The 17,718-nt window shown below is 65.6% G+C and carries 13 protein-coding genes; 7 read left to right on the top strand and 6 right to left on the bottom strand.

Annotated elements, in window-relative coordinates; genetic code table 11:
* Positions 1–8 precede the first annotated feature (8 nt).
* From CFB24_RS01200 to tolR, 5 genes are all read left to right on the top strand, one after another.
* The gene (locus CFB24_RS01200; protein WP_088518742.1) at positions 9–2,360 is read left to right on the top strand and encodes an arylsulfatase; all 2,352 of its coding nucleotides are present in this window, start codon (positions 9–11) and stop codon (positions 2,358–2,360) included.
* A gap of 34 nt (positions 2,361–2,394) precedes the next feature.
* Complete coding sequence (locus CFB24_RS01195) at positions 2,395–4,311, top strand: multiheme c-type cytochrome (protein ID WP_088518741.1); 1,917 nt, start codon at positions 2,395–2,397, stop codon at positions 4,309–4,311.
* A gap of 143 nt (positions 4,312–4,454) precedes the next feature.
* Entirely contained in the window at positions 4,455–5,222 is a 768-nt protein-coding gene (locus tag CFB24_RS22945; protein WP_088518740.1) for an energy transducer TonB, read from the top strand.
* A gap of 28 nt (positions 5,223–5,250) precedes the next feature.
* Complete coding sequence (locus CFB24_RS01185) at positions 5,251–5,991, top strand: MotA/TolQ/ExbB proton channel family protein (protein ID WP_088518739.1); 741 nt, start codon at positions 5,251–5,253, stop codon at positions 5,989–5,991.
* On the top strand, positions 5,972–6,412 hold the full coding sequence (gene tolR / locus CFB24_RS01180) for a protein TolR (protein WP_088518738.1): 441 nt from the start codon (positions 5,972–5,974) through the stop codon (positions 6,410–6,412). The genes CFB24_RS01185 and tolR overlap by 20 nt, the downstream gene beginning before the upstream one ends.
* Before the next feature lie 47 nt (positions 6,413–6,459).
* Here tolR and CFB24_RS01175 read toward each other — a convergent pair whose 3' ends face one another.
* The 4 genes from CFB24_RS01175 to CFB24_RS01160 all read right to left on the bottom strand — a co-directional run bounded on the left by CFB24_RS01175 (position 6,460) and on the right by CFB24_RS01160 (position 11,425).
* Positions 6,460–7,065, bottom strand: coding sequence for a helix-turn-helix domain-containing protein (locus CFB24_RS01175; RefSeq protein WP_088518737.1), 606 nt, complete (start codon positions 7,063–7,065; stop codon positions 6,460–6,462).
* A gap of 136 nt (positions 7,066–7,201) precedes the next feature.
* The gene (locus tag CFB24_RS01170) at positions 7,202–9,772 is read right to left on the bottom strand and encodes a TonB-dependent receptor (RefSeq protein WP_158255199.1); all 2,571 of its coding nucleotides are present in this window, start codon (positions 9,770–9,772) and stop codon (positions 7,202–7,204) included.
* A gap of 208 nt (positions 9,773–9,980) precedes the next feature.
* The gene (locus CFB24_RS01165) at positions 9,981–10,796 is read right to left on the bottom strand and encodes a PNPOx family protein (protein ID WP_088518735.1); all 816 of its coding nucleotides are present in this window, start codon (positions 10,794–10,796) and stop codon (positions 9,981–9,983) included.
* A gap of 2 nt (positions 10,797–10,798) precedes the next feature.
* On the bottom strand, positions 10,799–11,425 hold the full coding sequence (locus CFB24_RS01160; RefSeq protein WP_088518734.1) for a glutathione S-transferase family protein: 627 nt from the start codon (positions 11,423–11,425) through the stop codon (positions 10,799–10,801).
* A 104-nt stretch (positions 11,426–11,529) separates the two neighbouring features.
* On the opposite strand from CFB24_RS01160, the gene CFB24_RS01155 reads away from it, so the two are divergent.
* Entirely contained in the window at positions 11,530–12,420 is an 891-nt protein-coding gene (locus CFB24_RS01155) for a LysR family transcriptional regulator (protein ID WP_088518733.1), read from the top strand.
* Between the two features lie 21 nt (positions 12,421–12,441).
* Here CFB24_RS01155 and CFB24_RS01150 read toward each other — a convergent pair whose 3' ends face one another.
* Positions 12,442–12,936 (bottom strand): Ros/MucR family transcriptional regulator, encoded by a 495-nt coding sequence (locus tag CFB24_RS01150; protein ID WP_088518732.1) that lies wholly within the window; start codon positions 12,934–12,936, stop codon positions 12,442–12,444.
* Positions 12,937–13,428: 492 nt separating this feature from the next.
* Between CFB24_RS01150 and CFB24_RS01145 the strand changes: the two genes are divergently transcribed.
* Entirely contained in the window at positions 13,429–15,720 is a 2,292-nt protein-coding gene (locus CFB24_RS01145; protein WP_244593180.1) for an arylsulfatase, read from the top strand.
* A 60-nt stretch (positions 15,721–15,780) separates the two neighbouring features.
* On the opposite strand, the gene CFB24_RS01140 is transcribed toward CFB24_RS01145, so the two are convergent.
* A complete protein-coding gene (locus CFB24_RS01140; RefSeq protein WP_088518730.1) occupies positions 15,781–17,712 on the bottom strand; it encodes a bifunctional 2',3'-cyclic-nucleotide 2'-phosphodiesterase/3'-nucleotidase in 1,932 nt (643 codons plus the stop codon).
* Positions 17,713–17,718 lie beyond the last annotated feature (6 nt).

Genomic DNA, 17,718 nt, shown 5'->3' with positions numbered 1-17,718 from the left:
AATTTGTGATGCGACTCCTCCACGCCCTCGCCCTGAGTCTGGCGCTGCCCCTGCCGCATGCCTTTGCGGAAGACCTGCCCAAGCCCGAGGCGCCGTTCGCGGGCGTGGCGGCGGATACGCGCGAGAAATCGACGCCGGCCTTTCCCGACGCCGTCAAGGCGCCCAAGGGCGCGCCCAATGTCATCCTGATCCTGCTCGACGACGTCGGCTTTGCCGCCAGCTCCACCTTTGGCGGCGCGGCGGCGACGCCGGAACTCGACAAGCTCGCGTCGCAGGGCGTGCGCTACAACCAGTTCCACACCACCGCGATCTGCTCGCCGACCCGCGCCGCGCTGCTCACGGGCCGCAACCATCACCAGACCGGCTTTGGCAATCTCGTCCCCGCCGGCTATCCCGCCTATAATTTGATCTGGAAAAAGGAAACCGCGTCGATCGCGCAGGTGCTGAGGCTCAACGGCTATTCCACCGTCGCCTTCGGCAAGTGGCACAACACGCCGGTCTGGGAAATCTCGCCCGCCGGCCCGTTCGACCATTGGCCGACCGGCCTCGGCTTCGAATATTTCTATGGCTTCATGGCCGGCGAAACCAGCCAGTGGGAGCCGCAGCTCTATCGCAACACGGTGGCGGTCGAGCCGACGAAGACGCCGGCGCAGGGTTATCATTTCACCAGCGACATCGTCGATGACGCCGTGAAATGGCTGCACAATCACGAATCCGTGGCGCCGGAAAAGCCGTTTTTCCTCTATCTCGCCACCGGCGCCACCCATGCGCCGCATCACGTTCCGCAGGAATGGATCGACAAATACAAGGGCCAGTTCGACCAGGGCTGGGACAAACTGCGCGAGGAGAATTTCGCGCGGCAGAAGGCGCTCGGCGTCATTCCCGCCAACGCCGAACTCACGCCGCGCCCCGAGGGCCTGCCGGCGTGGGACTCGCTGTCGCCTGACCAGAAAAAACTCTACGCCCATCAGATGGAGGTCTATTCGGCCTTCCTCTCGCACACCGACCACGAAGTCGGCCGCCTGCTGAAAACGCTGGACGAGGAGGGCCGCGCCAAGGACACGCTGGTGCTCTATATCGTCGGCGACAATGGCGGCAGCGCCGAGGGTGGGCTGAACGGCTCCGACGCCAATCTCGGCGTGTTCCAGGGCGCCAACACCGACGTCGCCTTCCAGTTGCAGCACCTGTCCGATCTCGGCAGCCCGCTCTACGACAACCATTACGCCGCCGGCTGGTCCTGGGCGACCACCACGCCGTTCCAGTGGATGAAGCAGATCGCCTCGCATTTTGGCGGCACGCGCAATCCGCTGGTGGTGTCCTGGCCGGGCCATGTCGCGCAAAGCCAGGCGATCCGCAGCCAGTTCGGCCATGTCAACGACATCGCCCCGACCATTTACGCCGCCGCCGGGGTCGCGTTTCCTGACAAGGTCGAGGGCGTCGCGCAAACGCCGCTCGAAGGCAAGAGCCTGCTGCCGAGTTTCACCGACCCGCAGATCAAGAGCGCCCACACCGAGCAATATTTCGAAATTTTCGGCAATCGCGCGATCTACAAGGACGGCTGGGTCGCGGGCGCGCGGCGTTACCGGCCGTGGGAGATGTTCACGGACATTACAAAAGTGTTCCGCGGCGGGTTCGAGAACGACAAATGGGAGCTTTACCACGTCGAGGAGGATTTTTCGCAGGCGCATGACCTCGCCGAAAAGAACCCGGAAAAGCTGGCCGAACTGAAGGCCGAATTCGACAAGGAGGCGCGGCGCAACGGAGTCTATCCGCTGGTTCCGATCCCGGAAAAGGACAAGCTGCCGCTGGCTTCCGTGGGCAAGACGCATTTCGTCTTCTATGACGGCGTGGATCGTCTGCCGGCGCAGGCGCTGCCGGACATTGGCGCGCGCAGCCATCGCATCACGGCGATCATCGACAATAGCGACGGCAAGGCCGAAGGCGTCATTATCGCCGATGGCGGCCGCCACGGCGGCTTCTCGCTCTATGTCAAGGACGGCAGGCTGATCTACGTCAGCAACCTGTTCGGCCAGACGCTGGAGCGCGTCGTCGGCGCGCCGCTGCCCAAGGGCAAGTCGACCGTGGTCTATACGTTCGACGTCGATTTCTCGCTGAAGGAAACCGCCAAGGGGCTGATTTCGGCGGCGCTGATCGCCAAGGCGCGGCCGGGGCAGGCGCGGCTCTCCGTCAATGGCGAGGAGGTGGCGAGCGAACATCTGTCCGCGTTCGGCGGCTTCAACGCCATCGGCACGGAAACGCTGGATATTGGCAAGGACTTGGGTTCGCCGGTCTCGCCCGATTACCAGACGCCCTTCGCCTTCACCGGCAAGATCGAGAAGGTCGAGCTGGATCTGAAATGAGACGCCCTCAAAGAAAACAGGGCGGGCGCCGCGCATGAACCGGCTCCTTCGTCTGGCGGCGGGCTGCGCCCTTGTCGCCGCTCTGTGCCTCGTTTTCGGCCGCGCGCCAAGCGCCGCGCCCGAGAACGATTATGTCGGCGCGCAGGTCTGCGCCGGCTGCCATGAGGCGCAGGCGAAAGCCTGGGCCGGCTCGCACCATGCGAAAAGCATGGCGCCGCCGAGCGCCGCCAATGTGCTGGGGGATTTCTCCGGCGCCGACCCGCGGTTCTTCCGGCGCGGCGCGGATTTTTTCGTGCGCGCCGAGGGGGCGGACGGCAAGGCGGCGGATTTCAGGGTCGCCGCGACATTCGGCGTCGCGCCGCTGCAGCAATATCTTCTGGAAGTTTCCGGCGGGCGGCTGCAAGCCTTTCCCGTCGCCTGGGATTCGCGCGCGAAAAGCGAGGGCGGCCAAAAATGGTTCAGCCTTTATCCCGGCGAGAAAATCCAGCCCGGCGATCCCCTGCACTGGACCGGGCGCAACGCCAATTGGAATTTCATGTGCGCCGAGTGCCACTCCACCGGCGTCGCCAAGACTTACCGTTTTGACACGGACAGTTACGACACGCGCTGGCGCGAGCAAAACGTCGCCTGCGAGGCTTGCCATGGTCCGGGCGCGCGCCATGTCGCCTGGGCGAAAGCTGGCGCGCGCGGCGGCGATGACGGCTTGCTGGCGGTGAAACAGGCCGACGGCTTCTGGAACGATTTTGACGCGCGCGGCATCCGGCATTGGCAGGGCGAGGCGCGAAAGAATCCGTCGGAGGAGATTTGCGCGCCCTGCCATGCGCGCCGGCGCCCGATCGCGCAGGCGAAACCGGGCGCGGCTTTTCTCGACGGCTTTTCGCCGGCCCTGCTCGATCCCGGCCTGTATTTTCCCGACGGCCAGATCAAGGACGAGGTGTTCGAATGGGGCTCGTTCCAGCAGAGCCGCATGCACGCCGCCGGCGTGACCTGCGCCGATTGCCACGAACCGCATGGCGCCGCGCTGCGCGCGCAAGGCAACGCTCTATGCGGCCAGTGCCATGCGCAAAGCGTGTTTGACGGGCCGCAGCATCACCATCATGCGTCGGGGCCGGGAACGCAGTGCGTCGCCTGCCATATGCCGCAGCGGACCTATATGCAGATCCATGTCCGCCACGACCATTCCCTGCGCATCCCGCGCCCGGCCGCCAGCGCGAAACTCGGCGCGCCCGACGCCTGCGCGGCCTGCCACGCCGACAAGGATGCCGCTTGGGCGGACGCGCGGCTGCGCGGCTGGGGCGCGCGGCGACAGGACGAACGGGCGGGTTCCGACATAGCCGAGGCGTCGCGCCTCGCCGCTTTCGCCGTGCAACCCGGCGCCGCGGCGCTGCAAAGCCTCGTCGCCGCGCTGCGCTCGCCCTCCCCGCTGCTGCGCCTGGGCGCGCTGCGCGGCCTCGCGCCCTATGACGAAAGCTTGCGAGAAAAACTTGTCGGCGCCTTGCGCGACGATCCCTTGCGCGCCCTGCGCATCGAGGCGGCGCGGCTGACGCCCAATGCGCAAACCCCGGCGCTCGACGAATGGCGCGCGGCGGAAACGCTCGCCGCCGACCGCCCCGAAAGTCATCTCAATCTCGGCGCGCTGGCAGCGGAGCGCGGCGATGCGGCGGAGGCGGAAAACGCATTCCGCCGCGCCGTGAGCCTGGATGACAAATTCGCCTCCGGCTGGCTCAACCTCGCCGACCTCCTGCGCGCAACGGGTCGGGACTCTGAGGCTGAAGGGCTGCTGCGAAAGGCTCTCGCCGCCGCGCCGGAAGACGCTGACGCGCATTACGCGCTGGCGCTTTGGTTCGTCAGGCAGCACCGGCTGGCGGACGCCCGCGCCGAAGCGCGCGAAGCCGCGCGCCTCAACGCCGCCGACAGGCGTTTCGCCGATTTGTTGCGGCTGCTGCCGTAACGCACGGCGCGTCGCATCAGCATCGTCGAGTCCTTTTGCGCGGGCCGCGACAAACTGGAGCGGCCATGTCCGAAAACAATTGCCATGTAATCCTATCAATTATATATTTTAATTAATGATCCTCGAAGCCTGAAAGTCCCGCAATGACCGCAGCTCTCGCGCCGCACCCCAGCGTCGACGACGCCGCCGATTCCCAGACGCCCTTGCCCGGCGCCCAATGCCTGTTGCAGATCCAACCCGCGCGCCAGCACTATCTGGCCGAGATCGCCGCCGTCGCGCTTTACGCGCTGATCGTGGCCGCCGGCCTGACCTACAAGGCCAGCCCCGTGGAAGCGCCGCAGGAACAGCCGCTGGAGCTTGTGCTGGCGCCGGCCGAGCCGCCGCCCGAGGAGCCGCCGCCCCCGCCCGAGGAGGTCAAGCCCCCGGAGCCGGAGCCCCCGCCGCCGCCGCCGGAAGCCGTCGCGCCGCCGGTCGCGCCGGTCGCCCCGCCCAAAAAGGTCGAGCTGCCCAAACCCAAGCCCAAACCCGCGCCCAAGGTGGAACATAAGCCGGTCGCCAAGGTCGAACGCAAACCTCAGCCGGCGGCGCGGGTCGCCCCCCGGCGCGAGGAGGCGGCGCCGGCGCAGCCGGTTCCCGCCGGCGCTTCGGCCTCGGTGATCGCCAACCAGTTGCACGGCTGCCTCGCCCGCGCCGGCGCCAGCCTCTATCCGGAATCGCAAAAGCCGCGCTCCGGCCATGTCGGCTATCGCGCCCTGATTAGCGCCAGCGGTTCGGTGTCCTTCAGCTGGTCGTCCTCGGGCAATCCCGCCTTCGACGCCGCCGCGCAACGGGCCGGCGCCCGCTGCGGCCATGTCGAGGCGCCCGGCCGCCCCGCCGCGCTCTCGGGCGCCATCAACTTCCGTTACAACTGACCCCAACCCCAAACGAAAGAAAGCTGAAATGTCAGACGTTTCCACAGCCGCGCCCGCCGTGGCGCACGCCCTGTCGCCCGTCGACCTGTTTCTCCAGGCCGACAGCATCGTCAAGGCAGTCATGGTTTTGCTCGTCATCGCCTCGGCGTTCGGCTGGGCGGTGATCCTCGACAAGGAAATCCGCCTGAAAATCCTCAACGCGCGGGCGAAGAAACTGATCGCGAGCCTGCAGGGCGAGGAACTGCCGCTTGGCGCGCTGGCGCCGGAATTTTCGACGGTTCCGACCAGCGATCCGCTGGTTCAGATCTATAGCGCGGCCTCGCAGGAATTCTTGCGTTCGCGCGACCTGCTCGACACCGAGGGACAGCGCGACGCCGCGCAGGAGCGGGTGCATCGCGCCGCCAGCCTCGCCAGCGCCGCCGCGCTCGGCCATCTTCAGGCGCGTCTCGGCAGTCTTGCGACCATCGGCGCGGTGTCCCCGTTCGTCGGGCTGTTCGGCACGGTCTGGGGCATCATGAATTCGTTCCAGGGCATTGCCGCGTCGAACAACACCAGCCTCGCGGTGGTCGCGCCCGGCATCGCCGAGGCGCTGTTCGCCACGGCGCTCGGCCTGGTGGCGGCGATCCCGGCGGTGATCTTCTACAATCGGATCGGCACGGACATCGCCAATTACGGCAAGAAGCTGGCGAGCTTCATTGGCGTGTTCGACATCGAGCTGTCGCGTCATCTGTCCAAGAAGGGAGAGCGCAATGGCCTTCGCGTTGCGTAATCAGAACGATTCCGAGGTCGCGCCGATGGCGGACATGAACGTGACGCCGCTGGTCGACGTCATGTTGGTGCTGCTGATCGTGTTCATGGTGGCGGCGCCGCTGATGGCGGTGGGCGTTCCGGTCGATCTGCCCAAGGTCGCCGCCAAGCAGCTCAACGAACAGAAGCCGCCGATCGCGGTCAGCATCGACGCCGAGGGCAATTTCTTCATCGACCAGAAGGCGGTGACGTCGGAGTCCCTCTTCGACGAGCTGAACGCCGCGACCGAGAACGACAAGGAGCGCCGCATCCACGTGCGCGGCGACAAGAACGTGACTTATGGCAAGGTGATCGAGGCCATGGGCAAGATCAACGCCTCCGGCTTCACCAAAGTGGCGCTGGTTTCGGAGGCCCCGGCGCCGTCCGCGCCGTCGCCGCGATAAGCGGCGCGCCCTGAACAGGCCGGCGCGTTTCGCGCCGGCCATTTTTTTCAGTCGCGGATGTCGTCGTACGACATCAGCAGATGCGCCAGCGCGTCGTCATCGCCGAGCGCGCGATAAGAGTGGGGCACATCCGCGTCGAAATGGATGGCGTCGCCCGCGTTCAGCAGATAGGCCGGCTCGCGGCCGGCGACGATCTCCAGCGTGCCCCGCACCACCAGGATGTTTTCGGACGTGCCGGGCGCATGGGCCTGGGATGACTCGATGTGGCCGGCGGCGACGGTCAGTTCGTAGATCTCGACGCGCGGCTTGTCGCCGAACGCCATCAGCGCCCGCGACTTGAAGGCGCCATCGCTCGACGACAGCACGTTGGCGTCGCTCTTGCGGATCACCGAGGCGCCGCCGCGCCGCGGCGTGGCGATCAGGCTGCCGAACGGCACGTCGAGCGCATTGGCGATCTGCCAGAGCACGTCGATGCTGGGCGCGCGCCGCCCGCCCACGATGGCGGACAAAAGCTCGGGATCGACGCCGGCGAAATTCGCGAGGTGTCCCAGCGCGTTTTTTTCATGTTTCAGGCGGGCGTTCAGCCGCGCGGCGATCACCTGGGTCAGGTCGTGCTCGGTGACGGGCGGCCCTTCGACATGTTTGGCGTTCACGGGAGACTCCTTAGTTAAGTAAAATTATGGAACAGCAGAAAAAAAGGTCAAGCTTTTCCCGAACGATGCGGCGCGATGACGCAAAAAAACCGGCGCCGCAGCGAAACGGCGCCGGTGAAGTTGCTCGGAACAAGGGTCAGAATTTGGTGCGAAGGGTCACGCCCACCGTGAGCGGATCGTTCCAGTAGAGCGTGCCGAGCGCGAGATTGGTCGAGAGCGCCATGCTCTGGGCGGCCCGGCGGTTGAACAGGTTTTTGGCCCAGATGCCGACGTCGATGTTTTCGTTGCTCGTCTTGAAGCCGAAGCCCGCATTGAAGGTCGAATAGGACGGCTGCTTCAGCACATAAGCCGTGCTGCCGGCGCCGAGGGAGAATTGCGTCGTGCTCTTGAAGAACTGGTTGCCATAGACATAGCCTCTCCAGTTCTCGCCGATGAACGCGCCGGCCGCATATTCGTAGGTGGCGCCGAGGGAGAAGGTGAACGGCGTGACATTCGGAACGCGCCCGCCGGACAGGTCGATGGTGGTCGGGTGGACCGCGGAGGCCTGATAATCGGCGGGCAATGCGGAGTTCGGGAATTTGACGTACCAGGCGCCGTTATACGCCCCCGACCAGGTGATCCAGAGATCGTCGATCGGCGAATAGCGGCCGTCGGTTTCGAAGCCCGCGAGACGGACGCGCGGCACGTTGCCGAGATAATTGTTCGGGACGTATACGGTCTGGCCATTGGTGTTGTAAGAGAAATAATTCACCAGCTTGGCCTGGAAATCGTAGATTTCATTGTCATAGACATTGGCGTTGACCTGCAGCCGGTTGTCGAGCCAGCTCGACTTGAAGCCCAGTTCGAAGTCATAGGCGACTTCCGGCTTGGTGATTGCGTCCTGATAGCCGATGACGGTCGGCAGTTGGTTGGCGGCCCAGGCCGCCGGGGTGTTGCCCGTGTAGACGGGGACGGCGTCGGTGTTGGCGGCGCCGGATTTCACGCCGCGCGCGAAGTTGAAATAGGCGTTGAAATTCTCGGTCACCTTGTAGGACGGGTTGATCAGGAACGAGATCGAATCCGTCTTCTGTTCGCCGTTGATGTTGAAATTGGTCCCGCCGGTGTTCGCGATCACATAATCAGTGCGCACGTTCTGCAAATTGGCGGGAAGCGCGGCGCCGCCGTAATAATAACCGGTGTCGGAGGCGGTGCGGTCTTCCCAGGAATTGCGAATTCCGAGGGTGAGCGCCGCCTTGTCGTCGTAATGGTAGGTGCCTTGCGCGAACTGGGCGAAGGTCGTCACGCCGGTGCGGCCGAAGCGAAAGGCCGACACGCCATCGAGAATGCTGGAATTGTAGATCCCGACATTGGTGTTGTTGGCGGTCGTCATGGTGACGGCGTCGGGGCCCAATCCCGTGATGTTCCTGGAATTGACCAGTTCGCGCAGGAAGTAGAGGCCGCCGGTCCACTCGAATTGTTCGCCGGTCGGCGAGGCGATGCGCAATTCCTGGGAATATTGGTTGACATTGACGTCATAGCCGACGCTGAGGTCGGAATATTGCTTGATGCCGAAGTTGCCAGTCCAGTTGTGCGGCTGGAAGTCGAACCTGCGCCACGCGGAAACGGACGTCAGCGTGTAATCGCCAATATGCCAGTTGAGTTCGTTGGACACGCCGTCGGTGCGCGTCTTGAGGCTGCCGATGTCGGTATACGCCGCCGCCCACGGGTTGGCGGCGATGCGTGACGCATATTGCGGGAACAGGGCGGAGAGCGCGCCCTGAGGCGTGTTATAGACGGCGGCGCCGGCGCCGGTGACCACGGCGATCTTGCGCGCCGATCCGTCAAAATTCCGGTTCCAGCCGTCGTCGAAAGTTCCGGTCCCGTTGTTGTTCTCGTGGCTGGCGTCGTGTTCGACGATCACGCGATCGGTGATGTCGCCGAACGTCCCGAGCAATTGTCCGCGACCACCCCAGCGGTTGACGTTCTGTCCATCGGGGTCCCCCGCCGGCGCGTAGAGGTTCTTGATGAAGCCGTCCTGTTTCGTGCCGAAACCCGAAATGCGGTAGGCGAGCGTGTCGGGAATGAGCGTTCCGGTATTGGAGAACTTTTCCTCGACCAGCCGCCGGCTGCCGACGGTGGTTTCCGTGGTGGTCTGCGGCTCGAAGCTCGGCTCCTTGGTGTTGATGATGATGGCGCCGATGGTGGTGTTCTTGCCGAGCAGCGTGCCCTGCGGCCCGCGCGCCACCTGGATGGAATCGATGTCGTAGGTGGTTAGCCAGGAAAAGCCGATGTGGGTGTAGAACACATTGTCCACGATCACGCCGACGCCGCCCTCGGAGCCGTCGGTGCCGCCGGCGATGCCGGTGATGCCGCGCAGGCCGTTGGCGCCGGTGCGCGGGTTGGCGACGGCCGGCGTGAAGCTCGGCACCTTCTGGACCACGTCCTTCCAGCCCTCGAAATGCTCGCGCTCGGCGGTCGCCTTGCCGATCGCGGAAATCGGCAGCGGCACGTCCTGGGCCTTTTCGGCGCGGTCGCGGGCGGTGATGGTCACCTCCTCGACCTGTCCCGAGGCGGGCGCCGCTGCGGGCGCAGGGGCGGCGGCGTCCGTGGGCGCGCTTTGGGCGTTCGCCGCGCCGGCGCCAAGGCAAGCGAGCGTGACCGCGCCGCCGATCAGGGCGATGGGCGCGACGCTGGAGAGAAGGATCCTGCGGCGGACGAACAGAGACATTGTGGATTCCTGCGTGAGCTTTGAAGGAGTGGCGCTAATTACGTACATTTCCTATCGGTAAAGTATGTTTTATGGCGACAGCGCGAGTCAATCGCTGCGACCGGGAAAAAAATTAAGCTTTGCTGAACGCCGGCCCCTGTTGCAAAAAAAACACGGAGCCTGCTCCGGCTCCGTTCTGCACAAACGCCTCAGGGAAATCGCGCCGCCTTCAAGCCGCGGCGCGGATGAGCCGTTGCGTCCGCTCCGGCTCAAAGCTCCAGGATCGCGCCGCCAGATCGACGCGCGCCCGGCCGGACAGACGCAGGGCGCCTCCGTCCGGGGCGTCGGGAAACAGCAGCGCCGCTTCGGGATGTTCGAGCAGGTTTCCCAAGGTGTTGAAATAATTGTTGCCGGGGTAGTCCGGGATGCGCAGCGTCCCCTCGGGCGCGATCTCGACAAATCCCGGCGGGCCGCCGCGATGGGAGATATCGACGCCGCCCGACCCGCTCGACGCCACAAAGAACCGGACGCCGCCGGCGATTGTTTTGCGCGCGGCGGCGTCGAGCGCGGGCAGATCGCTCCAGGCGCCCGGGCCGTTCGTTGCGGGCGCCTCACGTGGCGCGATATATTTTGGGCAATTTCCGAACGCCTCCTCCACCGCGAGCGTCAGACTGTCCGAAGTCGCGCCGACGATGCGTCCGTTGACGCGATTGCGCCGTCGCGCGGCGAAATCGACGCCGATCACGCCAAAGGGCGCGCCCGAGGCGCGGACGATGGACTCGCCGTCCGGAAATGCGGCGGCGATCTCCAGGCGGCTCGGCTCCGGCGCCGTGATGAAACCGGGCGCGCCGCGCAGCAGCGACGCGGCCGGGCGGCCGTGCGCATCGAGGCCGGCGACGAACGCCAGCGGAAGATGCGCGAAGAAATCGCGCAACTGATCGGTGAGAAAGGTGCGAATGACCGGCGGGATGGCGGGCGCGCCGGCCAATTGGCGCGCCCGGATCTCGCCGGGCGCCCAAGGGCGGCGTTCGGACGGGGCGGCCATGGTCAAGCCGCCCGCAGGCCGGCTTTGCTCGCCGGCATGGGCGCGAAGCCGGGCAAAGCCTCGATGCGCTTCAGCCAAGCCATGACTTGCGCAAAGGGCGCGAGATCGACGCCGCCTTCCGGCGCATGCGCGATGTAGGAATAGAGCGCGACATCGGCGAGGGTTGGGCGCGCGTCGACTAAAAAAGTCTTGCCGGCCAGCGTGGCGTCGAGCGTGGCCAGCAGCTTTTCCGCCACGGCGATGGCGCGGGCGTGATCGAAATCCCGGCCGAACACGGTGACGAGGCGCGCGCAGCAGGGTCCGTTGAACACCGGCCCCTGCGCCACCGAAAGCCAGCGCTGGACCTGCGCGGCGCCGAAGGGGTCGCGCGGCAGCCAAAGGCCGGCGGGATCATATTTGGCGGCGAGATAGACCAGGATGGCGCAGGAATCCGCGACGATCTCGCCATTGTCGTCGAGCACCGGCACGGTCCCGAACGGGTTGAGTTTCAGGAACGCTTCGCCGCGCTGCTCGCCGCCGGCGAGATCGACTTCGCGAAAGGTGAAATCGACCCCGAGCAGGCGCAGCATCAGTTCTGCGCGATGGGAATGGCCGGATTTGGGAAAACCGTAGAGAATGGGCGCGGACATTGGAGCTCTCCAGAGGTTGGGCGACCAGAGAGGCGGAAGATAGGCCTTCTATAATTCGGCGGAATGGGCATAATTCGCAGCAGACTGTTGCGGATTATGAAACAATGGACCGGCTCGATCATCTCGCTTTGTTTGTCGCCGTCGCCGAGCGCGGCGGTTTTGGCGCCGCGGCGCGCAAGGCGGGACGTTCCGCGGCCGCCGTCACCCGCGCCGTCGCCGCGCTGGAGGAGGAGTTCGGCGCCCGCCTGTTCAACCGCACCACCCGCGCCGTGCATCTGACCGACGAAGGCGACAAGCTGTTCGCGCGCGCGAAAAACCTGCTGGCCGATTATGACGACATGGCGGAAAGCCTGCGCGGCGCGGTCGAGCCGAGGGGGTTGCTGACGATCACCGCTCCGGTGATGTTCGGCCGGTTGCACATCATGCCGCTGGTCAAGGATTTTTTGCGCGCCCACCGCCAGGCGCAGATCGACTTGCGGCTGCATGACAATGTGCTGTCGCTGATCGACGAGGGCGTCGATCTCGGCGTGCGGATCGGCGAATTGCCGGATTCTTCATTGATCGCTCTGCGCGTCGGCGCGGTGCGGCGCCAGTTGGTCGCCGCCCCCGCCTATCTCGCCGCGCGCGGCGCACCGAAAACGCCGGCCGATCTGGCGAACCACGACCTGATCTCGACCTTCAATCTCTCGGCGCAGCCGGGCCTGTGGCCGCTCGGCCCGCGCGAGGAGCATTTGTTGCGCATCCGCCCGCATCTCACCGTCAATTCGGTGGACGCGGCGCTCGACGCCGCGATCTCCGGCCTGGGGATCGCGCGGCTATTTTCCTATCAGGTCGAAGCCGCCGTGGCGCGCGGCGCATTGCGCCCGATCCTGCGCGACCAGGAGCCGCCGCCGGCGCCGATCCATCTGCTGCGCCCCGCCGGACGCCGGTCTCCGGCCAAGGTGTCGGCCTTCATCGACGCCGCCGCGACGGTTTTGCGCGCCAAATTCGCCTGACGCGTCAAAACTGGCTGCGGCTTATTCCGCCGCCGCTTTCACCGCCGCTTTTCTGCGGACGGGCTTTTTCTCGACCGGTTTTTTCTCGACGGGTTTCGTCTCCTTGGCGGTCTCGCCGGCCTTGCGGCCCAAGCCGGCGCTCTTGGCCAGCGACGACCGCTGGGCCGAATAGTTCGGCGCCACGATCGGATAGTCCGCCTTCAGGCCGAAGGTCGCGCGATAGTCGTCCGGAGACATATTGTGTTCGGATTGGAGATGACGCTTGAGCGATTTGAACGGCTTGCCGCAACACAGGCACGTCAGCGCGTCCGGATTGACGGACTTCTTGACAGAAACCGCCGGCTCCATCTTCTTCGGTTCTTCAGCCGCAGCGGCGGCCGCCGTCCCACCGGCCACGCCGAAGGCTGTCTTGACCGTCTCGATCACAGACGTGAGGTCCGCCGGGGCTACGGTGTTATTGGACAGATAGGATGAAAGGATTTGCGCCACCAGCGCCGTATTGTCATTCTCGGCCATCACGTTCCCTCCGAATCGCCATTATGTTTCAATTTCCACGAAACGCTTAGGTCTCCCATAAGTCAATCGGTGAAGGACTGTCGCTTTTCTGTTTATTATTTAAATCGGAAACTTTGCAGAAATTAGCGATGGGCGAAACGGCTGGCGCCGGTGCGCCGGGAAAAGCGCGGACGGCCCATGTCGCGCCTCGACGACAAAGCCGGTTTGACAGCGGTTTTCCGGCGCCTCCGGGCGGCAAAGCCCTCAGCCGAATTGCCGGGCGTCGGCGCGGAAACGTTCGACCAGCCATTGGCTGACCGCGTCGATGCGCGGAACGTGCGTGAATTCGACGGCGCGCGGCGCCTCGCCAGCACGCATCTCCCCGGCTTAATAATTGACTCAAACGATAGGATTAAGCAATTAATGAGGGCGCTGCGGCGCCGTGCGCGTCCGCTCGAAAGGAATTGCCCAATGAGTCCTTCTAAATGCCTGTTGCTTCTCGGAGTGTCTGGATTGGTTCTGACGGGGGCGGCGCGCGCCGGCGCCGCTGAGGAGTCGCTGCCGAAACCGCCCCCCGCTTTCGCCGGCAAGATCGACATCGACCGCGACAAGTCGACGCCCGACTGGCCAAAGGCGGTCAAACCCCGCGACGGGGCGCCCAATGTGGTGGTGATTTTGCTCGACGACGTCGGCTTCAGCGCCACTTCGGCCCTCGGCGGGCCGGTCAGCACCCCGGAACTGGACAAGCTCGCCGCCGGCGGTCTGCGCTACAACAATTTCCACGTCAATTCGATGTGTTCGCCGACCCGCGCTTCGCTGCTCACCGGACGCAACAGCCATAAGGTGGGCTTTGGCAATATCACCGAACTGGCGGCGGGCTATCCCGGCTACACCTCGATCCTGCGCAAGGATAGCGCCGGCATCGCGGAGGTGCTGAGGCAGAACGGCTATGCCACGGCTGCTTTCGGCAAATGGCACAATACGCCGGTGTGGGAGGCGGGGCCGACCGGGCCGTTCGACCATTGGCCGACCCATCTCGGCTTCGAGCATTTCTATGGCTTCGTGAAGGCGGCCGACAGCCAGTACGAGCCGCAGCTCTTCCGAGACACCGTGCCGGTCGAGCCGACCCGCACGCCGGCGCAGGGCTATCATTTCACCACCGACATCGTCGACGAGGCGGTCTCCTGGCTGCACCAGGAAGATGCGGTGACGCCCGAAAAACCGTTCTTCATCTATTTCGCTCCCGGCGCCACCCATGCGCCGCTGCAAGTTCCGCAACAATGGGTGGACAAGTACAAGGGCAAGTTCGACGCCGGCTGGGACAAGATCCGCGAGGAGACGTACAAGCGCCAGAAGCAGATCGGCGCCATTCCCGCCAACGCCGAACTCACGCCGCGTCCGGCGGAGCTGCCGGCCTGGGACAGCCTGACGCCGGACCAGAAGAAGCTGCTCGCCCGCCAGGCGGAGGTTTACGCCGGCTTCCTGGAGCATACCGATTACGAGGTCGGGCGCCTGCTCAAGGCCATCGCCGACGAGGGCAAGGGCGACAACACGCTGGTGCTCTATGTCGTCGGCGACAATGGCGCGAGTTTTGAGGGCGGCCTGGAAGGCTCGGATTTCGCCGGTCTCGACGGCAAGCCGGAGCCGCTGGAGACGCGATTGCAGGAGGCCGGCAAGCTTGGCGGCGAGCTGGTGTTCAACAGCTACGCCACCGCCTGGGGCTGGGCTTTCGACGCGCCGTTCCAATGGGGCAAGCAGGTCGCCTCGCATCTGGGTGGAACCACCGATCCGCTGGTGGTGTCCTGGCCCGGCCATATCAAGGATGGCGGCGCGGTGCGCGGACAGTTCAGCCATGTCACCGACATTGCGCCGACGATTTATGAGGCCGCCGGGGTCGCCTTTCCCAAATCGGTGGACGGCGCCGAGCAGATTCCCCTCGACGGGACCTCGCTGCTGCCGAGCATCGCCAGCGCCAAGGCGCCGACCGCCCACACGATCCAGTATTTTGAAATGCTGGGCAATCGCGGCATCTACAAGGACGGCTGGTGGGCCGGCGCGCGGCACCTGCTGCCGTGGCGGTCGGCGCAGCAGATTCATTCTGCCAAGATCGGGGATCGGCCGTGGGAATTGTACAATCTGAACGAGGATTACAGCCAGGCGCATGACCTTGCCGAAAAGAACCCGGGCAAGCTGAAGGAGCTGGTCGAGCTGTTCGACGAGGAGGCCAAGCGCAACAATGTCTATCCGCTGGCGCCGCGGTGGGACCGGCCGCCGTCGCCCTCCGACAATCGCACCTTGTTCGTCTATCGACCGGGCGCCGAGCGCATTCCCGAAAATATTCTCCCGCCGCTGCGGGGACGCGCCTATGCGCTGACGGCGGAGGTGTCGATTCCCGACGCCCGGACCGAAGGGGTCATTGTCGCCGATGGCGGCCGTTTCGGCGGGTTCAGCCTCTACGTCAAAGACGGCAAGCTGATCTACGAGGCCTCGGCCGCCGGCCATACGGTGGGCAAGATCGTGGCGGAGAAGCTGCCGCTTGGCGACGCCAGGATCGTGGTGGAGTTGCAGCCGGATGAAGCCGGGGGCGACGCTGGACCGGCGCTGTTCGGCCCGGCCCGCGCGGCCACGGCGCGGCTCAGCGTCAACGGCAAGCCGGCGGGGGAGACGCATCTCGTCAACGCCTCGGCCTTCAGCCACGAATCGCTTGAGGTCGGCAAGGATCTGTCGTCGCCGGTCAGCCCGGATTATTCCGCGCCGTTCGTCTTCACCGGCAAGATCGACAAGGTGACGTTGCAGCTGAAATAAATCGAGTTGAACAAGGGTTGCGCGCGGGACGCCTCGCGCAACCCAACGTGAGGACGCGCGTCAGCCGAGGTCGAAACCGACCCGCAGATAGCCGGCCTCGGCTTCGCGGATCAGGCGCAGTCCCGGGACCTCGCCGATCTTTTCTCGCGCGCCCACACCTGTGTCGAAGGCCGCCGCAATTTTCTTCGGCAGATCGACGAAGCGCCATGGCGCCGGAGCCGGCGCGCCGATATTTTTATTTTTTCGCGCGCGGATATAATCGATCACGGCGTCGCGGTTGGCGTCGGGGGCGCGCAGCGCCAGCGCGGCCGCATTGGCGCCGGGCGTCTTGCCGCTGTCGGCGCGATAGCTGTTGGTGATGACCATGAACGCCCGTTCGGGCGGCACCACCTCGCCTTGATAGCGCAGGTCGAAGATGCGGCCGCCGCCGGCGACGCGTTCGCCGTCGCGCTCGAACGCCGGGGGACGCGTCGGGTCGATGCGATAGGTCAGGCCGGCGATCGCGTCGAAATTGTAGCCGGGGATGCGGCGGTCCACCAACTCTTGCGGGCCGGCGGCGTCGAGAGTCAGCGTCAGGAAGGCGCGGGCCGCATATTCGAGCCAGTCGCGAATCTGCGCCCCGGTGACTTTTAGCGCGACCACGGTATTGGCGTAGACGTACAGGTCGGCCGCATCGCGCAGCGCGACCGGACCCGCCGCGATATCGACATAGGAATCGGGCGTGTAGCCCGACTTGTTCGGCGCCATCGCCGAGAGCAGCGGCAGGTCGGCGTAGGGCGTCCCCGCCAGCCAACGGCGGCCGTAATCGAGTTGCGCCTCGTTGACCAACGCCGTCGCGGGATCGTAGCCGGCCCAGCAGAAGTACGAATCCACCGGCATTGCGAAATGTCCCACCGGCTGGTCCATCCAGGCCACGGTCGCGCGATGGGCGGGCGCGATGGCCGCGACGGTGGCGGGGTCGGCCTCGACCAGCGCCGCAACGCTTTCGCCGTCGCGCCGCGAGATCGGCCGCGCCTCGACCTGCGACCCCGCCACGCGCCAGCGGTCGTGATCCCTGACCAGATCGAGGTCGATCACGCCGAGATGGCTCCCCCAAAATCCGGGCATGACCGCGGGAACGCCGCCGATTTTTCCGGCCAGGGCGTCCACCTCGGCATGACCGGCGAACGCGGGGCCGGGAAACAGCTTGTGCTGGTGGCCGAGCACCAGCGCGTCGAGGCCAGGCAGTTGGCAAAGGGCGAGCGCGGGGTTTTCCTGGCCCGGATCATGCGCGGAAAAGTCGATGCCGCCATGCAGCAGCGCCACCACCACGTCGCATGACTCGCGCAAGCCCGGCAGATGGCGCCGCGCGGCCTCGACCGCGTCGCCGACCTCGATCCGGCCTTCGACGCGCGATTTGTCCCAACTCATGATCTGCGGCGGCGCAAAGCCGATCACGCCGATCTTCAGCTGTCGCGGGGCGCCCGAGGCGTCCACCAACGTCCGCTCCAGCACCGCCGTCGGCGGCAGGAAAGGCGCGCCGCCTGTGCGGAGAATGTTGGTGGAGACGTAAGGAAATTTCGGCCCGTTCAGCGCGCGTTCGAGAAAGGCGAGGCCGTAATTGAATTCGTGGTTGCCGAGCGTGGCCGCGTCATATCGTAGCCCGTTCATCACCTCGAACATGGGATGCAGCGCGCCCTCCGGCAGGCGGCCGGGCGCGGCGCACCAATCGGCGAGCGGATCGCCCTGCAGCAGGTCGCCATTGTCGAACAGCAGGCAGTTCGGGTTTTCCCGCCGCGCCTGCGCCACCAACGCGGCGATCTTCACCAGCCCGACCTTCGGGTCGATCCGGGCGTGGTAATAGTCCCAGTCCATCACGAACATATGCAGGTCCGTGGTGGACAGCAGCCGCAATTTTACGCGCGGCGCCTCATCGCTTCGGGCGAATTGCGCATCAAGCGCGAGAACGCCGGCCGCGCCGAGCAGGCTTCTGCGGGAAAGGCCGGCGGTCATGTCTGT

Source organism: Rhodoblastus acidophilus, assembly GCF_900187365.1.
Taxonomy (GTDB): Bacteria; Pseudomonadota; Alphaproteobacteria; order Rhizobiales; family Beijerinckiaceae; genus Rhodoblastus; species Rhodoblastus acidophilus.
This window is presented reverse-complemented; position numbering and strand designations above follow the sequence as displayed.

Bases quoted from the DNA above. Each gene is read 5' to 3' on its own strand.
- CFB24_RS01200 (WP_088518742.1), top strand. From the start codon at position 9: ATGCGACTCCTCCACGCCCTCGCCCTGAGTCTGGCGCTGCCCCTGCCG.
- CFB24_RS01195 (WP_088518741.1), top strand. From the start codon at position 2,395: ATGAACCGGCTCCTTCGTCTGGCGGCGGGCTGCGCCCTTGTCGCCGCT.
- CFB24_RS22945 (WP_088518740.1), top strand. From the start codon at position 4,455: ATGACCGCAGCTCTCGCGCCGCACCCCAGCGTCGACGACGCCGCCGAT.
- CFB24_RS01185 (WP_088518739.1), top strand. From the start codon at position 5,251: ATGTCAGACGTTTCCACAGCCGCGCCCGCCGTGGCGCACGCCCTGTCG.
- tolR (WP_088518738.1), top strand. From the start codon at position 5,972: ATGGCCTTCGCGTTGCGTAATCAGAACGATTCCGAGGTCGCGCCGATG.
- CFB24_RS01170 (WP_158255199.1), bottom strand. From the start codon at position 9,772: ATGTCTCTGTTCGTCCGCCGCAGGATCCTTCTCTCCAGCGTCGCGCCC.
- CFB24_RS01165 (WP_088518735.1), bottom strand. From the start codon at position 10,796: ATGGCCGCCCCGTCCGAACGCCGCCCTTGGGCGCCCGGCGAGATCCGG.
- CFB24_RS01160 (WP_088518734.1), bottom strand. From the start codon at position 11,425: ATGTCCGCGCCCATTCTCTACGGTTTTCCCAAATCCGGCCATTCCCAT.
- CFB24_RS01155 (WP_088518733.1), top strand. From the start codon at position 11,530: ATGGACCGGCTCGATCATCTCGCTTTGTTTGTCGCCGTCGCCGAGCGC.
- CFB24_RS01150 (WP_088518732.1), bottom strand. From the start codon at position 12,936: ATGGCCGAGAATGACAATACGGCGCTGGTGGCGCAAATCCTTTCATCC.
- CFB24_RS01140 (WP_088518730.1), bottom strand. From the start codon at position 17,712: ATGACCGCCGGCCTTTCCCGCAGAAGCCTGCTCGGCGCGGCCGGCGTT.